Origin of the sequence: Bacillus sp. FSL R5-0585, assembly GCF_038004545.1 — a bacterium.
Classification (GTDB): Bacteria; Bacillota; Bacilli; order Bacillales; family Bacillaceae_G; genus Bacillus_A; species Bacillus_A cereus.
Window position 1 is genome coordinate 4,320,457 of sequence record NZ_JBBORJ010000001.1, and the last position, 19,923, is coordinate 4,340,379.

The following is a 19,923-nucleotide window of genomic DNA, read 5'->3' on the forward strand; positions in this document are numbered from 1 at the left end:
GAAAACGTAAATGTTTCATAGGAAACATTTTATGGAGAATAGTCAATAGGCCTAAAAGGTGGTGGAATATGTATGAAAAATACGTTTTCTCGTTTATTTGGCTTTGGAGATAAAGAGAGCGAATTCGAATTACAAGACGAAAGCCATGAAGAGATAGATAAAAAGGTATATGAAGAAATACAAGAAATTCCGATAGTAAATATTACCCCTAACCGTTATCAACCAAGAACAGTTTTTGATGATGCGCGTATTGATGAGCTAGCATTAACAATTCGTACACATGGACTTATTCAACCGATTGTTGTAAGGCAATATGAGGATGATAAGTACGAGATTATTGCTGGAGAAAGACGTTTTCGCGCGGCAACAAAGTTAGGTTGGGAAAAGGTTCCTGCAATTATAAAGAATTTAAATGATACAGAGACAGCTTCTGTAGCTTTAATTGAAAACTTGCAACGTGAGGAACTAACGGCAATCGAGGAAGCTGTGGCATATCAAAAGCTGATTGAGTTACATAATTTAACACAAGAAGCATTGGCACAACGACTTGGAAAAGGACAATCTACAATCGCAAATAAGTTGCGCTTGTTAAAGTTGCCTGAAGAAATAAAAAGTGCATTATTAGAAAAAAGCATTACAGAACGTCATGCCCGCGCCCTCATTCCTTTAAAAAATGAGGAATTACAACTGAAGGTTTTACAGGAAATTGTGGAGAAACAACTAAATGTAAAGCAAACAGAAGAACGAATTGCGAAGTTACTAGAGGAAGCGAAACCGAAGCGTAAGGCAAAGCAAAAAGCAGTAAGTCGAGATACAAGGATTGCTATGAATACAATTAGACAATCTTTACAAATGGTTACTGAAAGTGGTTTGAATGTTAATTCTGAGGAAGAAGAATTTGATGAGTACTATCAAATTACAATTAAAATTCCAAAGAAAAAATAATAATGATGTGCTAGAGACCTTATCCTATTGGAGAGGTCTCTTTTACTATATTTTCTTGTTAAATGAAGAAGGAGTTTAGAAATAAATTTTGAAGTTTAATAAAGGACGTAAAAGAAAAAGTTTTATTTCATGTTACAATAAACGTAATTGTTACTAGAATAAGATAGAAAGGTTGAAAGTAGGTGACATCATGGGAAAAATCATTGCTATTGCTAATCAAAAAGGCGGTGTTGGAAAAACAACAACATCTGTTAATTTAGGGGCTGGATTGGCGCAAGTAGGTAAAAAAGTCCTTCTTGTGGATATTGATGCTCAAGGAAATGCAACGACTGGTGTGGGAATTGAAAAATCTGAATTAGATCAATGTATTTACAACGTTCTTGTGGAAGATGCAGATGTTCAAGGGGTTATACAGAAAACCGCAACTGAAAACTTAGATGTTCTACCCGCTACAATTCAATTGGCTGGTGCTGAAATTGAATTGGTACCGACTATTTCCCGGGAAGTACGTTTGCAAAGAGCATTACAGCCAGTTCGTGATGAATATGACTATATTATTATCGACTGTCCCCCATCTTTAGGGTTATTAACGATTAATGCATTAACAGCAGCAGATTCTGTTATTATTCCTGTACAGTGTGAATATTACGCACTAGAAGGGTTAAGTCAGCTATTAAATACAGTTCGACTTGTACAAAAACATTTAAATAAAAATTTAGCAATTCAAGGTGTATTGTTAACAATGTTGGATGCCCGTACAAATTTAGGGATTCAAGTTATAGATGAAGTGAAAAAGTATTTTAGGGATAAAGTATATCGCTCGATTATTCCGCGTAATGTACGCTTGAGCGAGGCTCCAAGTCATGGGAAACCTATTATGCAGTATGACGCTAAATCAAGAGGAGCAGAAGTGTATATAGATTTAGCAGAGGAAGTGATTGCAGGTGGCTAAAGGATTAGGAAGAGGAATTAATGTGTTTTTTCCTGATTTAGATGTGAAAGAAGAGGAAACAATTCAGGAGATTCTTGTAACTGAATTAAGGCCGAACCCATATCAACCGCGTAAACACTTTAATAAAGAGGCGATTCAGGAATTAGCAATTTCGATTAAGGAACACGGTATTCTACAACCATTAATTGCTAGGAAGAGTATTAAAGGATATGAAATTGTTGCAGGTGAAAGACGATTTCGTGCTGCAAAAGAGGCTGGTTTAGAAAAAGTACCTGCGGTTGTAAGACAATTAACTGAACAGCAAATGATGGAATTTGCTTTGTTAGAAAACTTACAACGAGAAGATTTAAATCCTATGGAAGAGGCAATGGCATACCAGATGTTAATGAATGAGCTAAATGTAACGCAAGAGCAATTAGCGAAACGTCTTGGTAAAAGCAGACCTTACATTGCAAATTATACTCGGTTATTAAGCCTACCTTCTTTCGTACAAGATATGATTGCAAATGGTCAACTTTCAATGGCTCATGGGAGAACTTTACTTACGATAAAAGATGAAGAACAATTGAAGTCCTTATTGAACCGCATTGAAAAAGAAGGATTAAATGTTCGTCAATTAGAGAAAATCGTCCAAGAGATTAATCAACACGTTTCACGTGAAACAAAAAAAGTGAAAAAAGAGCGAAATATATTTTTCGTAGAACGTGAAACGTTCTTAAGAGAAAAGTTTGGCACAGATGTGAAAATTAAAGAGACAAAAAAAGAAAAAGGTAAAATCGAAATTGAATTTTTTAATAAAGAAGATTTAAATCGTATTTTAGAACTATTAGCACAGAAAAATTAAAAAGCAAACCATCTTATTATTTATAGATGGTTTGCTTTTTTTAATGCGGATAATTTTTGATCCGTCTCTTTTATACTTTTTGCGATTACATCAGCCATTTTCATGACTAAACTTAATCTTGTATTTTGAAGAACGAAAAACTCCATAAACCCATTTAGATTGACGATACCGTGTATGTGCAAATCACCAACTGCAGGTAATTTCTTATTCATAGCAGCTCCAGGTTTACTAGGTCCCTTTCCAGTAGTGATTGATCCGATATTTTGGGACTTTCCTAAACATGCATCAACAGCAATTATAAATGCAGTAGGATATTCTTTCTGTATATTCTGAATTTTCTCTTCTAAATTTAGCGCATGTACTGGCTCATCTAGTGTACCGAATACTTGGAGGTTTTGGATGTCTATTTGTTCAAGTTTTGTACCAACTAATGGGCCGAGTGCGTCACCTGTAGAGCGATCTGTGCCGATACAAACGAGAATGAGTGGTATATTAGTTTTAATAGGAATATGGGTAAGTAAGAAATTACTGATTATCTCAGAGGCTTCTAGATCTTGGTGCATAACGTTTTGAGTTTCTTTCTCAAAAAATGGTAAGCGAAAACTTCCAATATTCATGAAGCACCCATCCTTTTAATAAATTTTCAATATATGTTATATGGTGAGGAAAATGGAAAGTTATAAGTGCGTAATTTTTGCAAAATGTGAATGAAAACGGAAATAATAGTACTAGTATATATATATTCGTTCCATTTTATACCTGGATGTCGGGGATAAAATAGGATTAAAATCATAAAATTTTTTCAGCAATTAGGGGACTTCTGATACAATAATAAGGGTAACTAAAAAGAAATTTTAGCTAGAGAGGTAGAGGTACATGGATTTATTAGCGAAGTGGTTTAATTCTATGAAACAGTATTTATTAGATGCTGATCGTTGGGCTCATATTGGAGTTGCGACATTAAAAATATGTATTATTTTAACAATTGGTGCAGTTGTTGTGCGAATTGCAAGGGCGGTTGTACGAAATGCGTTTCGTATGGGGAGTCGTTCTCCAATTCAAATTTCAGAACGTCGTACAGTTACAGTAGCGAAATTACTTGAAAATATTGTAGCGTACGTTGTTATGTTCATTATGCTAATTGCGATTTTAGGTGTGTTTGATATTAATGCATCAGGTTTATTAGCGGGTGCTGGGGTAATTGGTTTAGCAGTCGGATTTGGTGCTCAAAGTTTAGTGAAAGACGTTATTACAGGTTTATTTATTTTGTTAGAAGATCAGTTTTCAGTTGGCGATTATGTTAAAATCGGTCAATTTGAAGGAGTCGTTTTAGAAATTGGACTTCGTACAACGAAAGTAAAGAGTTGGACAGGTGAAATTCATACTTTACCAAATGGAAGTATTATTCAAGTTACTAACTACTCAGTTAGTAATAGTGTAGCGTTTGTTGATGTATCTATTTCATATGAGGCTGATATTGCGAAAGCAGAGCAAGTTATTGAAGATTTATTAGTAGAATTACCTTCAAAGTACGAAAAAATGGTAACAACGCCTCAATTATTAGGTGTGCAAACATTAGCTGCATCAGAAGTTATATTACGTGTTATTGCTGAAGTAGAACCGATGCAACATGCAGTTATTGCAAGGGCACTTCGTAAAGAGATTAAAAATCGTCTTGATTTACATGGAATTGAAATTCCATATCCACGTATGGTTTTATATAATCGTGAAGAATTAGTTAGTGGAAAAGCAATTTAGTATGGAGAGGAGTTTGGAGAATGGAGCAAAAGGAATATAACTTGTATGATGTTGTGGAAATGAAGAAAGCCCATCCATGTGGCGAGAATCGTTGGAAAATTATTCGTATGGGAATGGATATCCGCATTAAGTGCGAGGGGTGTGACCATTCAGTAATGATTCCTCGAAGAGAGTTTGATCGTAAGGTGAAAAAAATACTTGTGAAGCACGAAGAATAGAGGAAGAGTAACAGTTACAGTAGGTAACTGTTACTTTTTTTCGTTTGGCGGAAACTTGTCATTTTTTTCGTTACTATCTATAATGATGAAAGATTGAGACATAGGAGTGAAAAATATGGGATTAACGGCTGGGATTGTTGGATTACCTAACGTAGGGAAGTCCACTTTATTTAATGCAATTACACAAGCAGGAGCAGAATCTGCGAACTATCCATTCTGTACAATTGATCCAAACGTAGGGATTGTAGAAGTACCAGATGAGCGTTTAAATAAATTAACGGAATTAGTAGAACCGAAAAAGACTGTTCCGACTGTATTCGAGTTTACTGATATTGCAGGTATCGTAAAAGGTGCTAGTAAAGGTGAAGGTTTAGGAAATAAATTCTTATCTCACATTCGTCAAGTAGATGCAATTTGCCAAGTTGTTCGTTGTTTTGAAGACGAAAATATTACGCACGTTTCAGGGAAAGTAGATCCAATTGATGATATTGAAACAATCAATTTAGAGCTAATTTTAGCGGACTTAGAGTCTGTTGATAAGCGTATCGAGCGTGTTGCGAAATTAGCAAGACAAAAAGATAAAGAAGCGGTATATGAGCATGAAATTTTAGTTCGTTTAAAAGAAGCTTTTGAAGAGGGAAAACCAGCTCGTACTGTTGAATTTACAGAAGAGCAGATGAAGATTGTTAAAGGCCTTCATTTACTTACAACAAAAGAAATGTTATACGTAGCGAATGTAAGTGAAGACGATATTATCGATCCTTCGGAAAATAAATACGTACAAATGGTAAAAGAATTTGCAGCAAATGAAAATTCCCAAGTGATCGTTGTATGTGCAAAAATCGAATCAGAAATCGCTGAATTAGACGAAGAAGAGAAAAAAGTATTCCTTGAAGAATTAGGAATTGAAGAGTCTGGTTTAGATCAATTAATTCGTGCAGCATATGACCTATTAGGACTTGCTACGTACTTTACAGCTGGCGTTCAAGAAGTACGTGCTTGGACATTTAAACAAGGAATGAAGGCACCACAATGTGCTGGTGTTATTCATACAGACTTTGAGCGTGGATTTATTCGTGCAGAAACAGTTTCTTACGCTGATTTAATGACAAACGGTTCTATGACAGCTGCAAAAGAAGCTGGAAAAGTACGTTTAGAAGGAAAAGAATATATCGTAAAAGACGGAGATGTTATGCACTTCCGTTTTAACGTTTAATTTAATATTTCCTAGGAAAAATAAAGATATGAACTTGGCAAATATATTATATGTTTGCCAAGTTTTTTATGTATTGGTGAGTTGATTCATATAACTTACTATGATATAATCTAAACTCGTGAGTAATTACTATAAATTAATTGCTCCTTGCCCATTACGGGCCGTTTAGACCAAAAGGAGGTGAAAGTGTAATGAGAAAGTACGAAATTATGTACATCATTCGTCCTGGCGTTGAAGAAGAAGCTCAAAAAGCTTTAGTTGAACGTTTTGCAGGTGTTTTAACAAACAATGGTGCAGAAATCATTAACACGAAAGAGTGGGGTAAGCGTCGTTTAGCTTACGAAATCAACGACTTACGTGAAGGTTTCTACATGATCTTAAACGTGAAATCTAACGCAGAAGCGATTAACGAATTCGACCGTTTAGCTAAGATTAACGAAGACATCCTTCGTCATATCGTTGTTAAAGAAGAAGAAAAATAATTGATATATAAGGGAGAGTGGTTCGATTGATGAATCGTGTTATCCTCGTTGGTCGTTTAACTAAGGACCCTGACTTACGTTACACGCCCAATGGTGTCGCAGTAGCTACTTTTACGTTAGCTGTGAATCGCGCATTTGCCAATCAGCAAGGTGAGCGTGAAGCTGACTTTATTAATTGTGTAATATGGCGTAAACAAGCAGAAAACGTAGCAAATTATTTGAAAAAAGGTAGCTTAGCAGGCGTAGATGGACGTCTTCAAACTCGTAATTACGAGGGACAAGATGGTAAACGTGTATACGTAACAGAAGTTCTTGCGGAAAGCGTGCAATTTTTAGAGCCGCGTAATGGCGGTGGGGAGCAACGTGGTTCATTTAATCAGCAACCATCAGGAGCTGGTTTCGGTAACCAAGGCTCTAACCCATTTGGTCAATCTAGTAATCCAGGTAACCAAGGTAACTCTGGATTTACGAAGAATGACGATCCATTTTCAAATGTAGGTCAACCGATCGACATTTCCGACGACGATTTACCGTTCTAATACAGTAAATTTGTTAGTTTTAACAAAGAATGGAGGGAAATAGACATGGCAGGACGCAAAGGTGGACGTGCGAAACGTCGTAAGGTGTGTTTCTTCACAGCTAACGGCATCACTCGCATTGACTATAAAGATGTTGATTTATTAAAACGTTTCGTTTCTGAGCGTGGTAAAATTTTACCTCGTCGTGTAACAGGAACAAGCGCAAAATACCAACGCAAACTTACAGTTGCAATTAAACGTGCTCGTCAAATGGCACTTTTACCATATGTTGGTGAATAATAGCGTATGAAATGCACAGTAGAGTCGGACTCTACTGTGCATTTTGCTATGCTTTTCTTTTTTGAAAGAGAGGTTAAAATGTGAAACAAACAAAGTTTATTACAGAAGGTGCAGCATTATTAGCTATATATGCAATTTTATTGCTTATATCTATGTATGTTCCGATTTTGGGTACAGTTGTAACTTTTGCGTTGCCGTTACCATTTATACTATTAATGATAAGACATAAACTATCTAATGTGCTCGTGGTTTTTGTAGCAGCACTTTTTGTTACTATTATTGTGAGTCAACCGCTGAATTTAGTGAAGACAATTATGTTTGGATTGATAGGGATTGTTTTAGGATATATGTATAAAACAAGAAAAAAGCCAGTGGAAATCTTAATGGCGGGGACGCTTGCATACTTAATTGGTTTTGTACTTATTTATGTTGCGAGTATAAAGTTTTTCAACATAGATATAATGAAGCAAATGCAAAGTATGTTTAGTGAAAGTATGGCGAAAAGCGAAAAGATAGTAAGTGCTACTGGCATGCCGATTAGTAAGGAACAAAAAGAGTTACTTGCACAAATGAATGATATATTACAATCGTTACTTCCAAGTATACTTGTGCTAGTTTCAGTATGTTTTTCTTGGATTACAGTGATAATATCAGGTAGTGTTTTGAAAAAGTTAAAACATGAAGCTATATCTTGGCCTAAATTTAAAGATATACAATTACCAAAGAGTATCATTTGGTATTACGTTATATTTATTTTGTTAGCAACTTTTATAAAAGTAGAACCAACATCATATTTACATATGGTATTTTCTAACCTAAATGTCATATTTGCACTATTGCTTGTACTGCAAGGTCTGACATTTATCGCCTTTTTAGCGTATAGAAAAGGTTTTACTAAAGGGGTTCCTATTATTAGTTTTATTGCATGCATGTTTATTCCGATGCTGTTTCCTCTTGTGACAATCTTAGGTATAATTGACTTAGGGATTTCATTGCGTTCTAAAATAGGTGGATAAAATAATATTCCTTATACTATTTTAATCTGTTTAACTAACTGGAAGGTAAGTTAGTTTTACTTTATAGGAGTTGTATACATGCCTGAATTTGATAAGAAACAGTGGTTTTTATATCCTGTTTATGTATTGGCATTTTTTGTGTTTGTGCTCATTTCAATCCTCTGTTATTTTCATTTAATTATGGGGATAGCTGCTTTTGTCATTTTTTGTATCGTATTCTTTATCGTTATACGATTTGAACTTAATTTTCAAAGGAATTTCGAAAAGCATACGACAGATATGATTACAAGAGTAAAGAAAGTAAGTAATGAAGCATTTAACCAAATGCCGATTGGTATTTTGTTATACAATAAGGATTATGGGATTGATTGGGCAAATCCTTATTTATCTTCATGTCTGGGACAGCACGCATTAGCTGGATGGCACCTTTACGATGTATCAGAAACATTACTTCTTTTCATTAAAGGAGAAACTTCTGATGATATAGTCTCTTTAAATAATCGAAAGTTTCGCGTTTTTGTAAGGAAAGAAGAAAAGTTAATTTATTTCTTTGATGTAACGGAACAAACAGAAATTGAAAAGATGTACGAGGATCAAAGGACTGTTTTAGCTGTCATCTATTTGGATAATTATGATGAAGTTACACAAGGATTAGATGATCAATTACGTACGAATATAACAAGTCTTGTGACATCGCGACTAAATGAATGGGCACTTAAGTATGGTGCTTATTTAAAACGTGCATCTTCAGAAAGATTCTTCGTTGTGCTAAATGAAAGTATTTTGACGCAGATGGAGAAAGGGAAATTTAGCATTTTAGATCAGGTGCGTGAAGAAACATCTAAAAGGAATATACCACTTACATTAAGTGTGGGTGTCGGATCAGGTGATTTACCTTTATCAGAGCTTGGAGCAATGGCTCAATCTGGTTTAGATCTTGCGCTTGGGCGTGGGGGAGACCAAGTAGCTATTAAACAAGCGACAGGTAAAGTTAAGTTCTATGGAGGTAAGACAAATCCGGTTGAAAAACGTACCCGTGTACGCGCCAGAGTCATTTCGCATGCGTTAAAGGATTTAGTATTAGAAAGTAGTAATGTCATTATTATGGGGCATAGGGCTCCCGATATGGACGCAATTGGTGCTGCGATTGGTATTTTAAAAGTGGCTCAATTAAATGAGCGTAAAGGATATATTGTGTTAGATGAAAATGATTCCGATAAAGGAATTAAGCGTTTGATGGACAAAGTGAAACAAAATGAGGAGTTATGGTCTCATTTTATTACTCCAGAGCAAGCGATGGAATTTGCAAATGATGAGTCGTTACTTGTTGTTGTCGATACGCATAAACCTTCTATGGTGATGGAGCAAAAACTGTTACATAAAATTGAAAATGTGGTAGTTATTGATCATCATCGCCGTGGAGAAGATTTTATTGAAGACCCATTGCTAGTTTATATGGAACCATATGCTTCTTCAACGGCAGAATTGGTTACAGAATTACTTGAGTATCAACCTAAAAATTTAAAGATGACAATGTTAGAAGCGACGGCATTGTTAGCGGGTATTATTGTCGACACGAAAAGTTTCACATTCCGGACAGGGGCTCGTACATTTGATGCTGCTTCTTATTTACGCTCACATGGTGCAGATACTGTACTTGTACAAGAACTTTTAAAGGAAGATATGGATCAGTATTTACGGGTTGCAAAAGCTATAAAAAATGCGTACATTTATAAAAATGGAATTGCGATTGCTAAAGTTGATAGTGATGATTACTACGATCAAGTGCTTATTGCGCAATCGGCAGACACGTTATTAACGATGACAGGGATTATTGCATCATTTGTTGTTGCGAAACGTGGCGAGAATCTCATTGGAATTAGCAGCAGGTCTTTAGGTGAAGTGAATGTGCAGCTAATTATGGAAAACTTAGGCGGTGGCGGGCATTTGACGAATGCAGCCACACAGATGAAAAATGTTACAGTAGATGAAGCTGAGGAGAAGCTTCGATTTGTTATTGATGACTATTTACAGGGAGGCACACAATCATGAAAGTAATTTTTCTAAAAGACGTAAAAGGTAAAGGTAAAAAAGGAGAAGTAAAAAACGTACCAGATGGCTATGCAAATAACTTCTTACTAAAACAAGGATTAGCTGCTGAAGCAACAAATAGCAGTATGAAAACTTTAGAAGCTCAAAAGCGTAAAGAAGAAAAAGATGCAGCAGCAGAGCTTGAAAATGCAAAAGAGTTAAAAGAGACTTTAGAGAAATTAACTGTAGAATTAAAGGCGAAATCTGGAGAAGGTGGCCGTTTATTTGGTTCTATCACCAGCAAACAAATCGTAGATGCAATGCAAAAATCACACAAGATTAAACTTGATAAACGTAAATTTGAAATGGACGATGCAATCCGCGCGTTAGGTTATACAAACGTTACTGTGAAATTGCATCCACAAGTAACAGCAACAGTAAAAGTTCATGTTAGTGAACAATAAAAATAAATTAAGCAAGGAGGATTGCGTATGAGTGATGTACTTGCTGATCGTACCCCTCCGCATAATATAGAGGCTGAGCAGGCGGTTTTAGGGGCCATATTGATTGATCAAGATGCGTTAACTTCAGCATCAGAGTTATTGGTACCTGATTCGTTCTATCGAACGAAACATCAAAAGATTTTTGAAGTCATGCTTGGACTATCTGATAAGGGAGAGCCGATTGACTTAGTAATGATGACATCAGCAATGGCTGATCAAGGATTACTAGAAGAGGTTGGTGGGGTTTCTTACTTAGCAGAGTTAGCAGAAGTTGTGCCAACTGCAGCTAACGTAGAATATTACGCACGCATCATCGCTGAAAAGGCGCTTTTACGTCGTTTAATTCGCACGGCGACTCATATTGTATCGGATGGATACGAGAGAGAAGATGATGTGGATGGTCTTTTAAACGAGGCTGAGAAAAAAATATTAGAAGTATCCCATCAAACGAATGCAAAAGCATTCCAAAACATTAAAGATGTTCTTGTAGATGCTTATGACAAAATTGAACTTTTGCATAATCAAAAGGGTGAAGTTACTGGGATACCAACTGGGTTTACTGAATTAGATAAGATGACAGCAGGTTTCCAACGAAATGATTTAATTATCGTGGCAGCACGTCCATCAGTAGGGAAAACGGCATTTTCATTAAATATTGCACAAAACGTAGCGACGAAAACGGATGAAAATGTAGCGATTTTTAGTTTGGAGATGGGTGCTGATCAGCTTGTTATGCGTATGCTTTGTGCAGAAGGGAATATTGATGCACAAAGACTTCGTACTGGTTCATTAACTTCCGATGATTGGGCAAAATTAACAATGGCAATGGGGAGTCTCTCAAATGCTGGTATATATATTGATGATACGCCAGGTATTAAAGTAAATGAGATTCGAGCAAAATGTCGTAGATTAAAGCAAGAACAAGGTCTTGGTATGATTTTGATTGACTATTTGCAGCTTATTCAAGGAAGTGGGAAATCAGGAGAAAACCGTCAGCAGGAAGTATCTGAGATTTCTCGTACCTTAAAAGGGATTGCGCGTGAATTGCAAGTGCCTGTTATTGCTTTATCACAGTTATCTCGTGGTGTAGAATCCCGTCAAGATAAACGCCCGATGATGTCTGATATTCGTGAATCTGGAAGTATTGAGCAGGATGCTGATATTGTAGCTTTCCTATATCGTGAAGACTACTATGATCGAGAAACGGAAAACAAAAATACAATTGAAATTATTATTGCAAAACAACGTAACGGTCCAGTAGGTTCAGTGGAACTTGCATTCGTCAAAGAGTTCAATAAGTTCGTTAACTTAGAACGTCGTTTTGAGGATGGACATGCTCCACCGGCATAAAGGCAGTATAAAAAAGAAACACATTTCTTATAATAAGATGTGTTTCTTTTTTTTTATAAGAAAGATAAGGCTTTCATAAGTTAAATATATAATTCTTACGAACGAAAATGTTTTTTTGTGAAAAAATGTTCGCTTTTCGGTTGACTTCTCTTTCGGTTTTGGTACAATTATATTGTTTGAATAGATCGTTTGAAAATTGCGGAGGTGCTTTAATAATGTCTTCAGTAGTAGTTGTAGGAACACAATGGGGCGACGAAGGAAAAGGTAAAATCACTGATTTTCTTTCTGAGCATGCGGAAGTAGTTGCAAGATATCAAGGTGGAAATAACGCGGGACATACAATTGTTTTCGGCGGAGTTAAATATAAATTACACTTAATTCCATCTGGTATTTTCTATAAAGAGAAAATTTGTGTAATCGGAAACGGATTAGTAGTAGATCCAAAAGCATTACTTGAAGAGTTAAAATACTTACACGATCGTGGTGTAAGTACTGATAATTTACGTGTAAGTAACCGTGCACATGTTATTTTACCTTACCACTTAAAACAAGATGAGTTAGAAGAAGCAAGTAAAGGTGATAACAAAATCGGTACAACGAAAAAAGGTATCGGTCCTGCATATATGGATAAAGCTGCTCGTATTGGTATTCGTATGGCTGATCTTTTAGACCGTGAAGCATTTAAAGAGAAGCTTGAGCGCAATTTAGTAGAAAAAAATCGTTTATTTGAAAAAATGTACGATACAGAAGGTTTCACTGTAGAAGAAATTTTCGAAGAGTACTTCGAGTACGGGCAACAAATCGCGCAATATGTATGTGATACGTCTGTTGTATTAAATGATGCATTAGATAATAATCACCGTGTATTATTTGAAGGTGCGCAAGGTGTTATGCTTGATATTGACCACGGTACGTACCCGTTCGTTACATCTTCTAACCCAATTGCTGGTGGTGTAACAGTTGGAACTGGAGTTGGTCCTGCGAAAGTTACTCGCGTTGTAGGTGTATGTAAAGCATATACAAGCCGCGTTGGTGATGGTCCATTCCCTACTGAGCTTCATGATGAAATTGGTCATCAAATTCGTGAAGTTGGTCGCGAGTATGGAACGACAACTGGTCGTCCACGCCGCGTAGGTTGGTTCGATAGCGTTGTTGTAAGACATGCACGTCGTGTTAGTGGTTTAACGGATCTATCATTAAATTCTATCGACGTTTTAACAGGTATTCCAACTCTTAAAATTTGTGTAGCTTACAAATACAATGGCGAAGTTATTGATGAAGTTCCAGCTAACTTAAACATTTTAGCGAAATGTGAGCCTGTATATGAAGAGCTTCCAGGTTGGGAAGAAGATATTACTGGTGTAAAATCATTAGATGAACTTCCTGAAAATGCACGAAAATACGTAGAACGTGTTTCTGAGTTAACAGGAATTCAAATATCTATGTTCTCAGTTGGACCAGATCGTAACCAAACAAATATTGTTCGTAACGTATACGAAGCTTAATAACATTTTTTAGAAAAAACTCATGTCTGCATGAGTTTTTTCTTATTCTTTTATAAAAAAACAAAAAAAGTATTGCAATAAATACAGAATACATGTTATGATACATCTTGTCGTCACGAAAATATGACGTTGGTGAGTATGAGCCATTAGCTCAGTTGGTAGAGCATCTGACTTTTAATCAGAGGGTCGAAGGTTCGAGTCCTTCATGGCTCACCATTTTATTTTTCGTGGCCCGTTGGTCAAGTGGTTAAGACACCGCCCTTTCACGGCGGTAACACGGGTTCGAATCCCGTACGGGTCATGTTTTTTTTTGCTTATTTTTGGTCCCGTGGTGTAGTGGTTAACATGCCTGCCTGTCACGCAGGAGATCGCCGGTTCGACCCCGGTCGGGACCGCCACTTTTGTTTATACCACCATTAGTGGTTTTATATATAGTTTTGGCTCGGTAGCTCAGTCGGTAGAGCAGAGGACTGAAAATCCTCGTGTCGGCGGTTCGATTCCGTCCCGAGCCACTCTCAGGATATTAAGTGGGCCCACTTAATATCCTTTTTATTTATGTAATTTTACAAAACTGAGTAGTTATTTTAAAATAGAACGAGGAGCCTCTAGCAGTTGAAGCTAGAGGTTTTTCTATAGATCGTATAGGATGCCGTGTAAAAGTGGATCATACATGAGTCTATGAGAATAGAGGAGAAAATACTTAAACAAAGGATGCGGTCATATAGGACATACTATGTAAACATCAATATGTTTAGGGATTATTGACCATATTTTTATAAGGAGGAAATAGACGATGATGGGAAAGAAAATTTTAGTAGTTGATGATGAAAAGCCGATTGCAGATATTTTGAAGTTTAACCTAGAAAAAGAAGGTTTTGAAATAGTAATGGCGCATGATGGTGATGAAGCAATTGAAAAGGCTAATGAAGAGCAACCAGATATGGTTTTATTAGATATTATGCTACCAGGTAAAGATGGCTTAGAGGTTTGCCGTGAAATACGTAAAAGCTCAGAAATGCCGATTATTATGCTTACAGCAAAGGACTCTGAGATTGATAAAGTATTAGGGCTTGAGCTTGGGGCAGATGATTATGTAACGAAGCCATTTAGTACGAGGGAGTTACTTGCTCGTGTGAAGGCGAATTTACGCCGCCATCAACAAGGTGGTGCTGCGGAAAAAGAAGAAAATACAGAAATGGTTATTGGACCAATTGTGATTAATCCAAATGCATATAGTGTAACGAAGCGTGAGGAAAATATCGAGCTTACACATCGTGAATTTGAGTTGCTACATTATTTAGCGAAACATTTAGGACAAGTTATGACACGCGAACATTTATTACAAACAGTTTGGGGTTATGACTATTTTGGAGATGTGCGCACAGTAGACGTTACAGTACGTCGTTTGCGTGAAAAAATTGAAGATAATCCAAGCCATCCTACTTTAATTGTAACTAGACGTGGAGTAGGGTATTACTTGCGTGACCCAGAGCAGGAATAGTATATGAAGAAAGTTGGTTTTTTTCAATCTATTCATTTAAAATTTGTGCTTATATATATGCTATTAATATTAATAGCGATGCAAGTTATTGGAGTATATTTCGTAAGGGAATTAGAGAAGAGCTTAGTACAAGGTTTTAGGGATTCTTTAACGCAGCAAACAAACTTATTATCATATAATTTGAAGCAAGAGTTTAAAAAAAGTTATACAAAAGCAGAAACAGAGTCAACAGATGAAACGATTAAAACTTCAATTCGAAAATTTGCCTCTGATCAGAAGAAAGTTATACAAGAGGTAAGTGTATTTGATTCGCACAGAAAGTTACTGGCTATTTCAGATGAATCAAAGCAGAATAAGGTGAATCGAACATCAACTGATATAGCTGTTCAGCGAGTGTTAGTACAAAAAAAGCCGGAAGTGAAAATTGAGAAGGATGGTAGTACAGGTCATCGTGTTCAAGTTATGCTTACTCCGATTCTAGATGATAACGGTAAGGATGCGCTTGGTGTTATTTACATTGTGGCATCTATGGAAGATGTATATAAACAAATGAAGGATATAAATCAAATTTTTGCTACGGGAACAGTAATTGCTTTATTAGTAACGGCCGTACTTGGAATTTTATTGGCTCAAACAATTACAAGACCAATTTCAGATATGCGGAGACAAGCAATCGAAATGGCAAAAGGAAATTATTCGAGAAAAGTAAAAGTGCATAGCCATGATGAAATTGGACAACTGGCATTATCCTTCAATAATTTATCAAAAAAATTACAACAAGCTCGTTCTTCTACAGAAAGTGAAAGGCGTAAATTATCATCTGTTTTATCACATATGACAGATGGAGTAATTGCTACTGACCGAAAAGGGGATATTATTTTACTAAATGATCCTGCGGAAAAGATGTTAAATGTTTCTCGTGAAACAGCGCTCGATCAATCTGTTTTAGAGGTATTAGGAATACAGGAAGAATTTACGCTCGATCATTTATATGAAGAGCCAGATTCTGTTTTATTAGATTTTAGTACGAGAAACGAACCATATATTTTACGTGCTAGTTTCTCTGTTATTCAAAAAGAAACAGGGAAGGCAAATGGCTTAATTGCTGTACTATATGATGTAACAGAGCAGGAGCGTATAGAAAGGGAACGCCGTGAGTTTGTGGCGAATGTCTCTCATGAATTAAGGACGCCATTAACGACGATGCGCAGTTATTTAGAGGCACTTACAGATGGAGCATGGCAGGATCCAAATATTGCACCACAATTTTTAACGGTTACACAAGAAGAAACAGAAAGAATGATTAGACTTGTAAATGCGTTGTTACAGCTATCTAAACTTGATAGTACAGAGCATCGTTTAATGAAAGAATGGGTCGACTTTACTGATTTCTTTAATAATATTATTGATCGCTTTGAAATGTCTAAAGAGCAAAATGTAAGTTTCAAACGATCTTTCTCTAAGAAATCTAGATTTATTGATATGGATACTGACAAAATTACTCAAGTGCTGTATAACATTATTTCTAACGCATTAAAGTATTCACCAGAAGGTGGAACAGTAACATATCGTTTACGTGATCGCGGTGATTTATTAGAAATTAGTGTAAGTGACCAAGGAATGGGTATTCCAAAGGAAAACGTTGATAAAATCTTTGAACGTTTTTATCGCGTAGATAAAGCTCGTTCAAGACAAATGGGTGGTACTGGGCTTGGATTAGCAATTGCAAAAGAAATGATTGAGGCACATGGTGGCTCTATTTGGGCGAAGAGTGAAGAAGGAAAAGGGACAACTATTTATTTCACGTTACCAATGGCAGCAGATGAAGAGGACGATTGGGAATGAGTATGGAAAACTTTAAAACAATAGTTTTAATTAACCTAGTTGTAATTAGCCTATTTCTTACTTTTAACCTATGGACGTATGTGCCAGATTCTACATCCATGCAAAACGCGAAATTTGTGCAGGGAAATGAAGGAATGAACCAAACTAAAATTTCCGATGTTGTCCGTCCTACTTCTATCATCGTGCATAAAGATAAAAATCATTATGGGAGCAGAAGAGAGGCAGATATAGAATCAATCTATAAGCCTCTGGAAGTAGGGGAACTACATGATTTTAAAGAGATATCAATCACTAAGGGTGATTTCCTTTCATATGTGCATGGTGAAGGGAAAGTTGAACTTGTTTTCCCTACCGATATCCCATTTGATGCAGTAAAATCCATGTTTAACATGAAAGAGAAGAGTACAGATAAGCCTAAACATTTTAATCGTATTCTCCTCGATCCTTCTCGAAGTAAGGATCAAGAAATTAAAATTAACTTTGTTTCTGATGGTGATAACTTTAAAATATACGAGGCAAAATTAAGTGGCGTGTATTTAAAAGATATCGTAAATGCCCAAAATCAATTTATAGTATCAGCAAAGCCTTATTTTGATTATCAACTTAATGATATGAAAAAGTTATTTTTACCAGATGGAACGACAGAGTTAAACAATATAACATATATTTCATCTAATTTAGCAGTTGATACGTTTAAGAATGCTTTGTTTAGTGATCCTCGTTATTTAAGTCCGATTACCGAGATGTCGAAAGAAACATTTACAGATGGTATTAGATCCATGGAAATTGAAAACGATCGTCACATGCTAAAGTATAAAAACTCTTCTGTCTTAACTGAGAAAACGATAGATAATTTAATGCTTTTACAAAAAAGCTTTGAATTCGTAAGTGGTCACAGTGGAAGTTTAGATTCATATCGTTTGGACTATATGAATAAAGGAGAGACAGTATTTCGTTTAAATGAAGATGGATATTCAGTATTCAATGAAGATGGATTAGCTGAATTGAGACAAATATGGGGATCAGAAGAAGTAATGGAATATGAAAGACCGTTGCTGTCTTTAAATACTAAAGGTATAGAACAGAAGGTTACTCTTCCGTCAGGGCATGTTGTAATAGCATCTCTAGAAAATAATCCAGAGATAAAGAAACAAGTAATTAAGGATATTGGTATTGGATACAAGTTATCACTAGATGGACAAGTAGTTCGATTGCAACCAATTTGGTATGTAAAGCTTGTTGAAGATGAAACAGGTAAACAGAAAATCTATGAGTGGAGTGAGGGAGGACTAAATGGATTGGGATCGGATTAAAACCATATTTATTGTGACCTTTTTTGTTTTGGACCTCTTTCTCATTTTCCAATTCATTCAAAAGCAAGATAGTAATCAATTGGAGCTTATTGCAGAAACAAAGATAGATCAAGAATTAAAAGCAAACAAAATTACGATGGGAAATATCCCTAAAGAACCGAAAAAAGAGTCATTTATTAGAGCGGAAAATAAAGCTTTTAAAGAAGAAGATATACAGTCTTTGAAAAATCAAACAGTGCATATACAAAATATGTATAAGATAGAAAGTAAGCTAAAAGAGCCTTTTTTAAATACGAAATCATTATCAAAAGATAAGTATAATGAATTTTTGAAGAACTATGTATTGGATGGACAAAAGTATGAATTTGGAGCGGTGAAAGACTCTAAAATTTATTTCTTCCAAAAATATAAAGATAAGCCTATTTTCTATAATAATCAGGCGATGATTGTTGTGGAATTAAATGAAAAAAATGAACTTGTTTCATATACGCAGACAATGCTAACCGATTTAAAAGAAATGGGCGAAGGTGAAAAAACGAAAGAGCAAGAAATTATTACTGCTCAAACAGCTTTAGAAAATTTGTATTTAAAAAATAAAATTCATGGAAATACGCATGTTAAAGAAGCGCAAATTGGTTATGCCACTCTTACCGCATCTACTTCTAATAACCAAGTACTGGCTCCAACGTGGAATTTGAAAACGGAGCAGAAGCAGGACTTCTTTGTGAATGCAATTGAAGGACAAGTTATGGAATTAGGAGAGAAGGAAAATCAAGTGGTTGATGAACATACTGGAGTGAGAAAGAATGGGGTTGCATTTTAGCGTACTTGCAAGTGGAAGTACAGGAAATATGCTATACGTAGGAACCGATGAAAAAAAATTACTAGTCGACGCAGGTTTAAGTGGTAAAGCAACAGAGGCTTTATTTAAACAAGCAGAACTGAATATAAATGATGTATCAGGTATTCTTGTAACGCATGAGCATAGTGATCATATTAAAGGTTTAGGTGTACTGGCACGTAAATATGATTTACCTGTTTATGCGAATGAGAAAACATGGAATGCAATGGAACATTTAATAGGAAATATCCCAACTGAACAAAAGTTTATTTTCTCAGTTGGTGATGTGAAAACCTTTGGTGATATTGAAGTCGAGTCATTTGGAGTTTCTCATGATGCGGCAGAACCGATGTTTTATGCTTTCCATAACAATAATAGGAAGTTAGCGCTTATTACAGATACGGGATACGTAAGTGACCGTATGAAAGGCGTTATTAAGGGAGCTAATGCTTTCGTATTTGAAAGTAATCATGATGTAGAAATGCTTCGTATGGGACGTTATCCATGGAGCATTAAACGACGTATTTTAAGTGACGTTGGGCATGTTTGTAATGAGGATGCTGCATTAGCGATGGCAGATGTAATTACAGATGAGACAAAGCATATTTATTTAGCCCATTTAAGCTTAGATAATAACATGAAAGAACTAGCGCGTATGTCAGTATCACAAGTACTAGAGGAAAAAGGATTTGGAGTGGGTGAATCCTTTGAAATTCACGATACAGATCCAAAAATGCCTACAAAAATTCAATACGTATAATTCTTCATTTTAGTAAACAATAAAG

General features: G+C 35.8%; 20 protein-coding genes and 4 tRNA genes. 23 read left to right on the plus strand and 1 reads right to left on the minus strand.

What is annotated here, in order from left to right:
* The first annotated feature begins 72 nt into the window (after nucleotides 1-72).
* The 3 genes from noc (at nucleotide 73) to spo0J (ending at nucleotide 2,741) form a co-directional block, all read left to right on the plus strand.
* Nucleotides 73-945 carry a nucleoid occlusion protein gene (gene noc, locus MKY38_RS22355; RefSeq protein WP_000799016.1) on the plus strand — a complete coding sequence of 291 codons (873 nt, stop codon included), beginning with the start codon at nucleotides 73-75 and terminating at the stop codon, nucleotides 943-945.
* A 190-nt stretch (nucleotides 946-1,135) separates the two neighbouring features.
* Entirely contained in the window at nucleotides 1,136-1,897 is a 762-nt protein-coding gene (gene soj, locus MKY38_RS22360; RefSeq protein ID WP_000516114.1) for a sporulation initiation inhibitor protein Soj, read from the plus strand.
* The gene (spo0J, locus tag MKY38_RS22365) at nucleotides 1,890-2,741 is read left to right on the plus strand and encodes a stage 0 sporulation protein Spo0J (RefSeq protein ID WP_080470848.1); all 852 of its coding nucleotides are present in this window, start codon (nucleotides 1,890-1,892) and stop codon (nucleotides 2,739-2,741) included. Before soj ends, spo0J begins: the two co-directional genes overlap by 8 nt.
* 20 nt (nucleotides 2,742-2,761) lie before the next feature.
* On the opposite strand, the gene yyaC is transcribed toward spo0J, so the two are convergent.
* Complete coding sequence (gene yyaC, locus MKY38_RS22370) at nucleotides 2,762-3,358, minus strand: spore protease YyaC (RefSeq protein WP_001020714.1); 597 nt, start codon at nucleotides 3,356-3,358, stop codon at nucleotides 2,762-2,764.
* A gap of 259 nt (nucleotides 3,359-3,617) precedes the next feature.
* Here yyaC and MKY38_RS22375 point away from each other — a divergent pair, with 259 nt between their 5' ends.
* The 20 genes from MKY38_RS22375 (at nucleotide 3,618) to MKY38_RS22470 (ending at nucleotide 19,898) form a co-directional block, all read left to right on the plus strand.
* Nucleotides 3,618-4,499 carry a mechanosensitive ion channel family protein gene (locus MKY38_RS22375; protein ID WP_000364814.1) on the plus strand — a complete coding sequence of 294 codons (882 nt, stop codon included), beginning with the start codon at nucleotides 3,618-3,620 and terminating at the stop codon, nucleotides 4,497-4,499.
* Nucleotides 4,500-4,519: 20 nt separating this feature from the next.
* Complete coding sequence (locus tag MKY38_RS22380) at nucleotides 4,520-4,717, plus strand: DUF951 domain-containing protein (protein ID WP_000435485.1); 198 nt, start codon at nucleotides 4,520-4,522, stop codon at nucleotides 4,715-4,717.
* Nucleotides 4,718-4,832: 115 nt separating this feature from the next.
* Nucleotides 4,833-5,933: a redox-regulated ATPase YchF gene (gene ychF, locus MKY38_RS22385; RefSeq protein ID WP_197201770.1), complete on the plus strand. Its 1,101-nt coding sequence runs from the start codon at nucleotides 4,833-4,835 to the stop codon at nucleotides 5,931-5,933.
* Nucleotides 5,934-6,124: 191 nt separating this feature from the next.
* Nucleotides 6,125-6,415: a 30S ribosomal protein S6 gene (rpsF, locus tag MKY38_RS22390; protein ID WP_001233778.1), complete on the plus strand. Its 291-nt coding sequence runs from the start codon at nucleotides 6,125-6,127 to the stop codon at nucleotides 6,413-6,415.
* 26 nt (nucleotides 6,416-6,441) lie between these two features.
* Nucleotides 6,442-6,954, plus strand: a complete 513-nt coding sequence (ssb, locus tag MKY38_RS22395; RefSeq protein WP_065223202.1) for a single-stranded DNA-binding protein — start codon at nucleotides 6,442-6,444, stop codon at nucleotides 6,952-6,954.
* A 45-nt stretch (nucleotides 6,955-6,999) separates the two neighbouring features.
* A complete protein-coding gene (gene rpsR / locus MKY38_RS22400) occupies nucleotides 7,000-7,233 on the plus strand; it encodes a 30S ribosomal protein S18 (protein ID WP_000918873.1) in 234 nt (77 codons plus the stop codon).
* Between the two features lie 80 nt (nucleotides 7,234-7,313).
* Nucleotides 7,314-8,249 carry a YybS family protein gene (locus MKY38_RS22405; protein ID WP_078438973.1) on the plus strand — a complete coding sequence of 312 codons (936 nt, stop codon included), beginning with the start codon at nucleotides 7,314-7,316 and terminating at the stop codon, nucleotides 8,247-8,249.
* A 78-nt stretch (nucleotides 8,250-8,327) separates the two neighbouring features.
* Nucleotides 8,328-10,301 carry a DHH family phosphoesterase gene (locus MKY38_RS22410; protein ID WP_001113785.1) on the plus strand — a complete coding sequence of 658 codons (1,974 nt, stop codon included), beginning with the start codon at nucleotides 8,328-8,330 and terminating at the stop codon, nucleotides 10,299-10,301.
* Entirely contained in the window at nucleotides 10,298-10,744 is a 447-nt protein-coding gene (gene rplI, locus MKY38_RS22415) for a 50S ribosomal protein L9 (RefSeq protein ID WP_000864228.1), read from the plus strand. The genes MKY38_RS22410 and rplI overlap by 4 nt, the downstream gene beginning before the upstream one ends.
* Before the next feature lie 27 nt (nucleotides 10,745-10,771).
* Nucleotides 10,772-12,133, plus strand: a complete 1,362-nt coding sequence (dnaB, locus tag MKY38_RS22420; RefSeq protein ID WP_001286148.1) for a replicative DNA helicase — start codon at nucleotides 10,772-10,774, stop codon at nucleotides 12,131-12,133.
* A 215-nt stretch (nucleotides 12,134-12,348) separates the two neighbouring features.
* The gene (locus MKY38_RS22425; protein WP_000100238.1) at nucleotides 12,349-13,638 is read left to right on the plus strand and encodes an adenylosuccinate synthase; all 1,290 of its coding nucleotides are present in this window, start codon (nucleotides 12,349-12,351) and stop codon (nucleotides 13,636-13,638) included.
* Between the two features lie 140 nt (nucleotides 13,639-13,778).
* Nucleotides 13,779-13,854 (plus strand) — tRNA-Lys (locus tag MKY38_RS22430).
* A gap of 13 nt (nucleotides 13,855-13,867) precedes the next feature.
* Nucleotides 13,868-13,939: transfer RNA gene (locus MKY38_RS22435), tRNA-Glu, on the plus strand.
* Nucleotides 13,940-13,960: 21 nt separating this feature from the next.
* Nucleotides 13,961-14,036: transfer RNA gene (locus MKY38_RS22440), tRNA-Asp, on the plus strand.
* Between the two features lie 41 nt (nucleotides 14,037-14,077).
* Nucleotides 14,078-14,150, plus strand: a tRNA-Phe gene (locus MKY38_RS22445).
* 281 nt (nucleotides 14,151-14,431) lie between these two features.
* The gene (gene walR / locus MKY38_RS22450) at nucleotides 14,432-15,139 is read left to right on the plus strand and encodes a cell wall metabolism DNA-binding response regulator WalR (RefSeq protein ID WP_000971865.1); all 708 of its coding nucleotides are present in this window, start codon (nucleotides 14,432-14,434) and stop codon (nucleotides 15,137-15,139) included.
* A gap of 3 nt (nucleotides 15,140-15,142) precedes the next feature.
* Nucleotides 15,143-16,984 carry a cell wall metabolism sensor histidine kinase WalK gene (gene walK, locus MKY38_RS22455; RefSeq protein WP_000755367.1) on the plus strand — a complete coding sequence of 614 codons (1,842 nt, stop codon included), beginning with the start codon at nucleotides 15,143-15,145 and terminating at the stop codon, nucleotides 16,982-16,984.
* Entirely contained in the window at nucleotides 16,981-18,297 is a 1,317-nt protein-coding gene (locus tag MKY38_RS22460; RefSeq protein ID WP_000061560.1) for a YycH family regulatory protein, read from the plus strand. The genes walK and MKY38_RS22460 overlap by 4 nt, the downstream gene beginning before the upstream one ends.
* Nucleotides 18,278-19,120, plus strand: coding sequence for a two-component system regulatory protein YycI (locus MKY38_RS22465; RefSeq protein WP_000383740.1), 843 nt, complete (start codon nucleotides 18,278-18,280; stop codon nucleotides 19,118-19,120). Before MKY38_RS22460 ends, MKY38_RS22465 begins: the two co-directional genes overlap by 20 nt.
* Complete coding sequence (locus MKY38_RS22470; protein ID WP_000522837.1) at nucleotides 19,104-19,898, plus strand: MBL fold metallo-hydrolase; 795 nt, start codon at nucleotides 19,104-19,106, stop codon at nucleotides 19,896-19,898. Before MKY38_RS22465 ends, MKY38_RS22470 begins: the two co-directional genes overlap by 17 nt.
* Nucleotides 19,899-19,923 lie beyond the last annotated feature (25 nt).

Coding starts and splice junctions, on each gene's coding strand:
- MKY38_RS22375 (WP_000364814.1), top strand. CDS start 3,618: ATGGATTTATTAGCGAAGTGGTTTAATTCTATGAAACAGTATTTATTA.
- rplI (WP_000864228.1), top strand. CDS start 10,298: ATGAAAGTAATTTTTCTAAAAGACGTAAAAGGTAAAGGTAAAAAAGGA.
- noc (WP_000799016.1), top strand. CDS start 73: ATGAAAAATACGTTTTCTCGTTTATTTGGCTTTGGAGATAAAGAGAGC.
- MKY38_RS22410 (WP_001113785.1), top strand. CDS start 8,328: ATGCCTGAATTTGATAAGAAACAGTGGTTTTTATATCCTGTTTATGTA.
- MKY38_RS22380 (WP_000435485.1), top strand. CDS start 4,520: ATGGAGCAAAAGGAATATAACTTGTATGATGTTGTGGAAATGAAGAAA.
- rpsF (WP_001233778.1), top strand. CDS start 6,125: ATGAGAAAGTACGAAATTATGTACATCATTCGTCCTGGCGTTGAAGAA.
- MKY38_RS22425 (WP_000100238.1), top strand. CDS start 12,349: ATGTCTTCAGTAGTAGTTGTAGGAACACAATGGGGCGACGAAGGAAAA.
- yyaC (WP_001020714.1), bottom strand. CDS start 3,358: ATGAATATTGGAAGTTTTCGCTTACCATTTTTTGAGAAAGAAACTCAA.
- rpsR (WP_000918873.1), top strand. CDS start 7,000: ATGGCAGGACGCAAAGGTGGACGTGCGAAACGTCGTAAGGTGTGTTTC.
- ychF (WP_197201770.1), top strand. CDS start 4,833: ATGGGATTAACGGCTGGGATTGTTGGATTACCTAACGTAGGGAAGTCC.
- dnaB (WP_001286148.1), top strand. CDS start 10,772: ATGAGTGATGTACTTGCTGATCGTACCCCTCCGCATAATATAGAGGCT.
- walR (WP_000971865.1), top strand. CDS start 14,432: ATGATGGGAAAGAAAATTTTAGTAGTTGATGATGAAAAGCCGATTGCA.
- walK (WP_000755367.1), top strand. CDS start 15,143: ATGAAGAAAGTTGGTTTTTTTCAATCTATTCATTTAAAATTTGTGCTT.
- MKY38_RS22460 (WP_000061560.1), top strand. CDS start 16,981: ATGAGTATGGAAAACTTTAAAACAATAGTTTTAATTAACCTAGTTGTA.
- MKY38_RS22465 (WP_000383740.1), top strand. CDS start 18,278: ATGGATTGGGATCGGATTAAAACCATATTTATTGTGACCTTTTTTGTT.
- MKY38_RS22470 (WP_000522837.1), top strand. CDS start 19,104: ATGGGGTTGCATTTTAGCGTACTTGCAAGTGGAAGTACAGGAAATATG.
- soj (WP_000516114.1), top strand. CDS start 1,136: ATGGGAAAAATCATTGCTATTGCTAATCAAAAAGGCGGTGTTGGAAAA.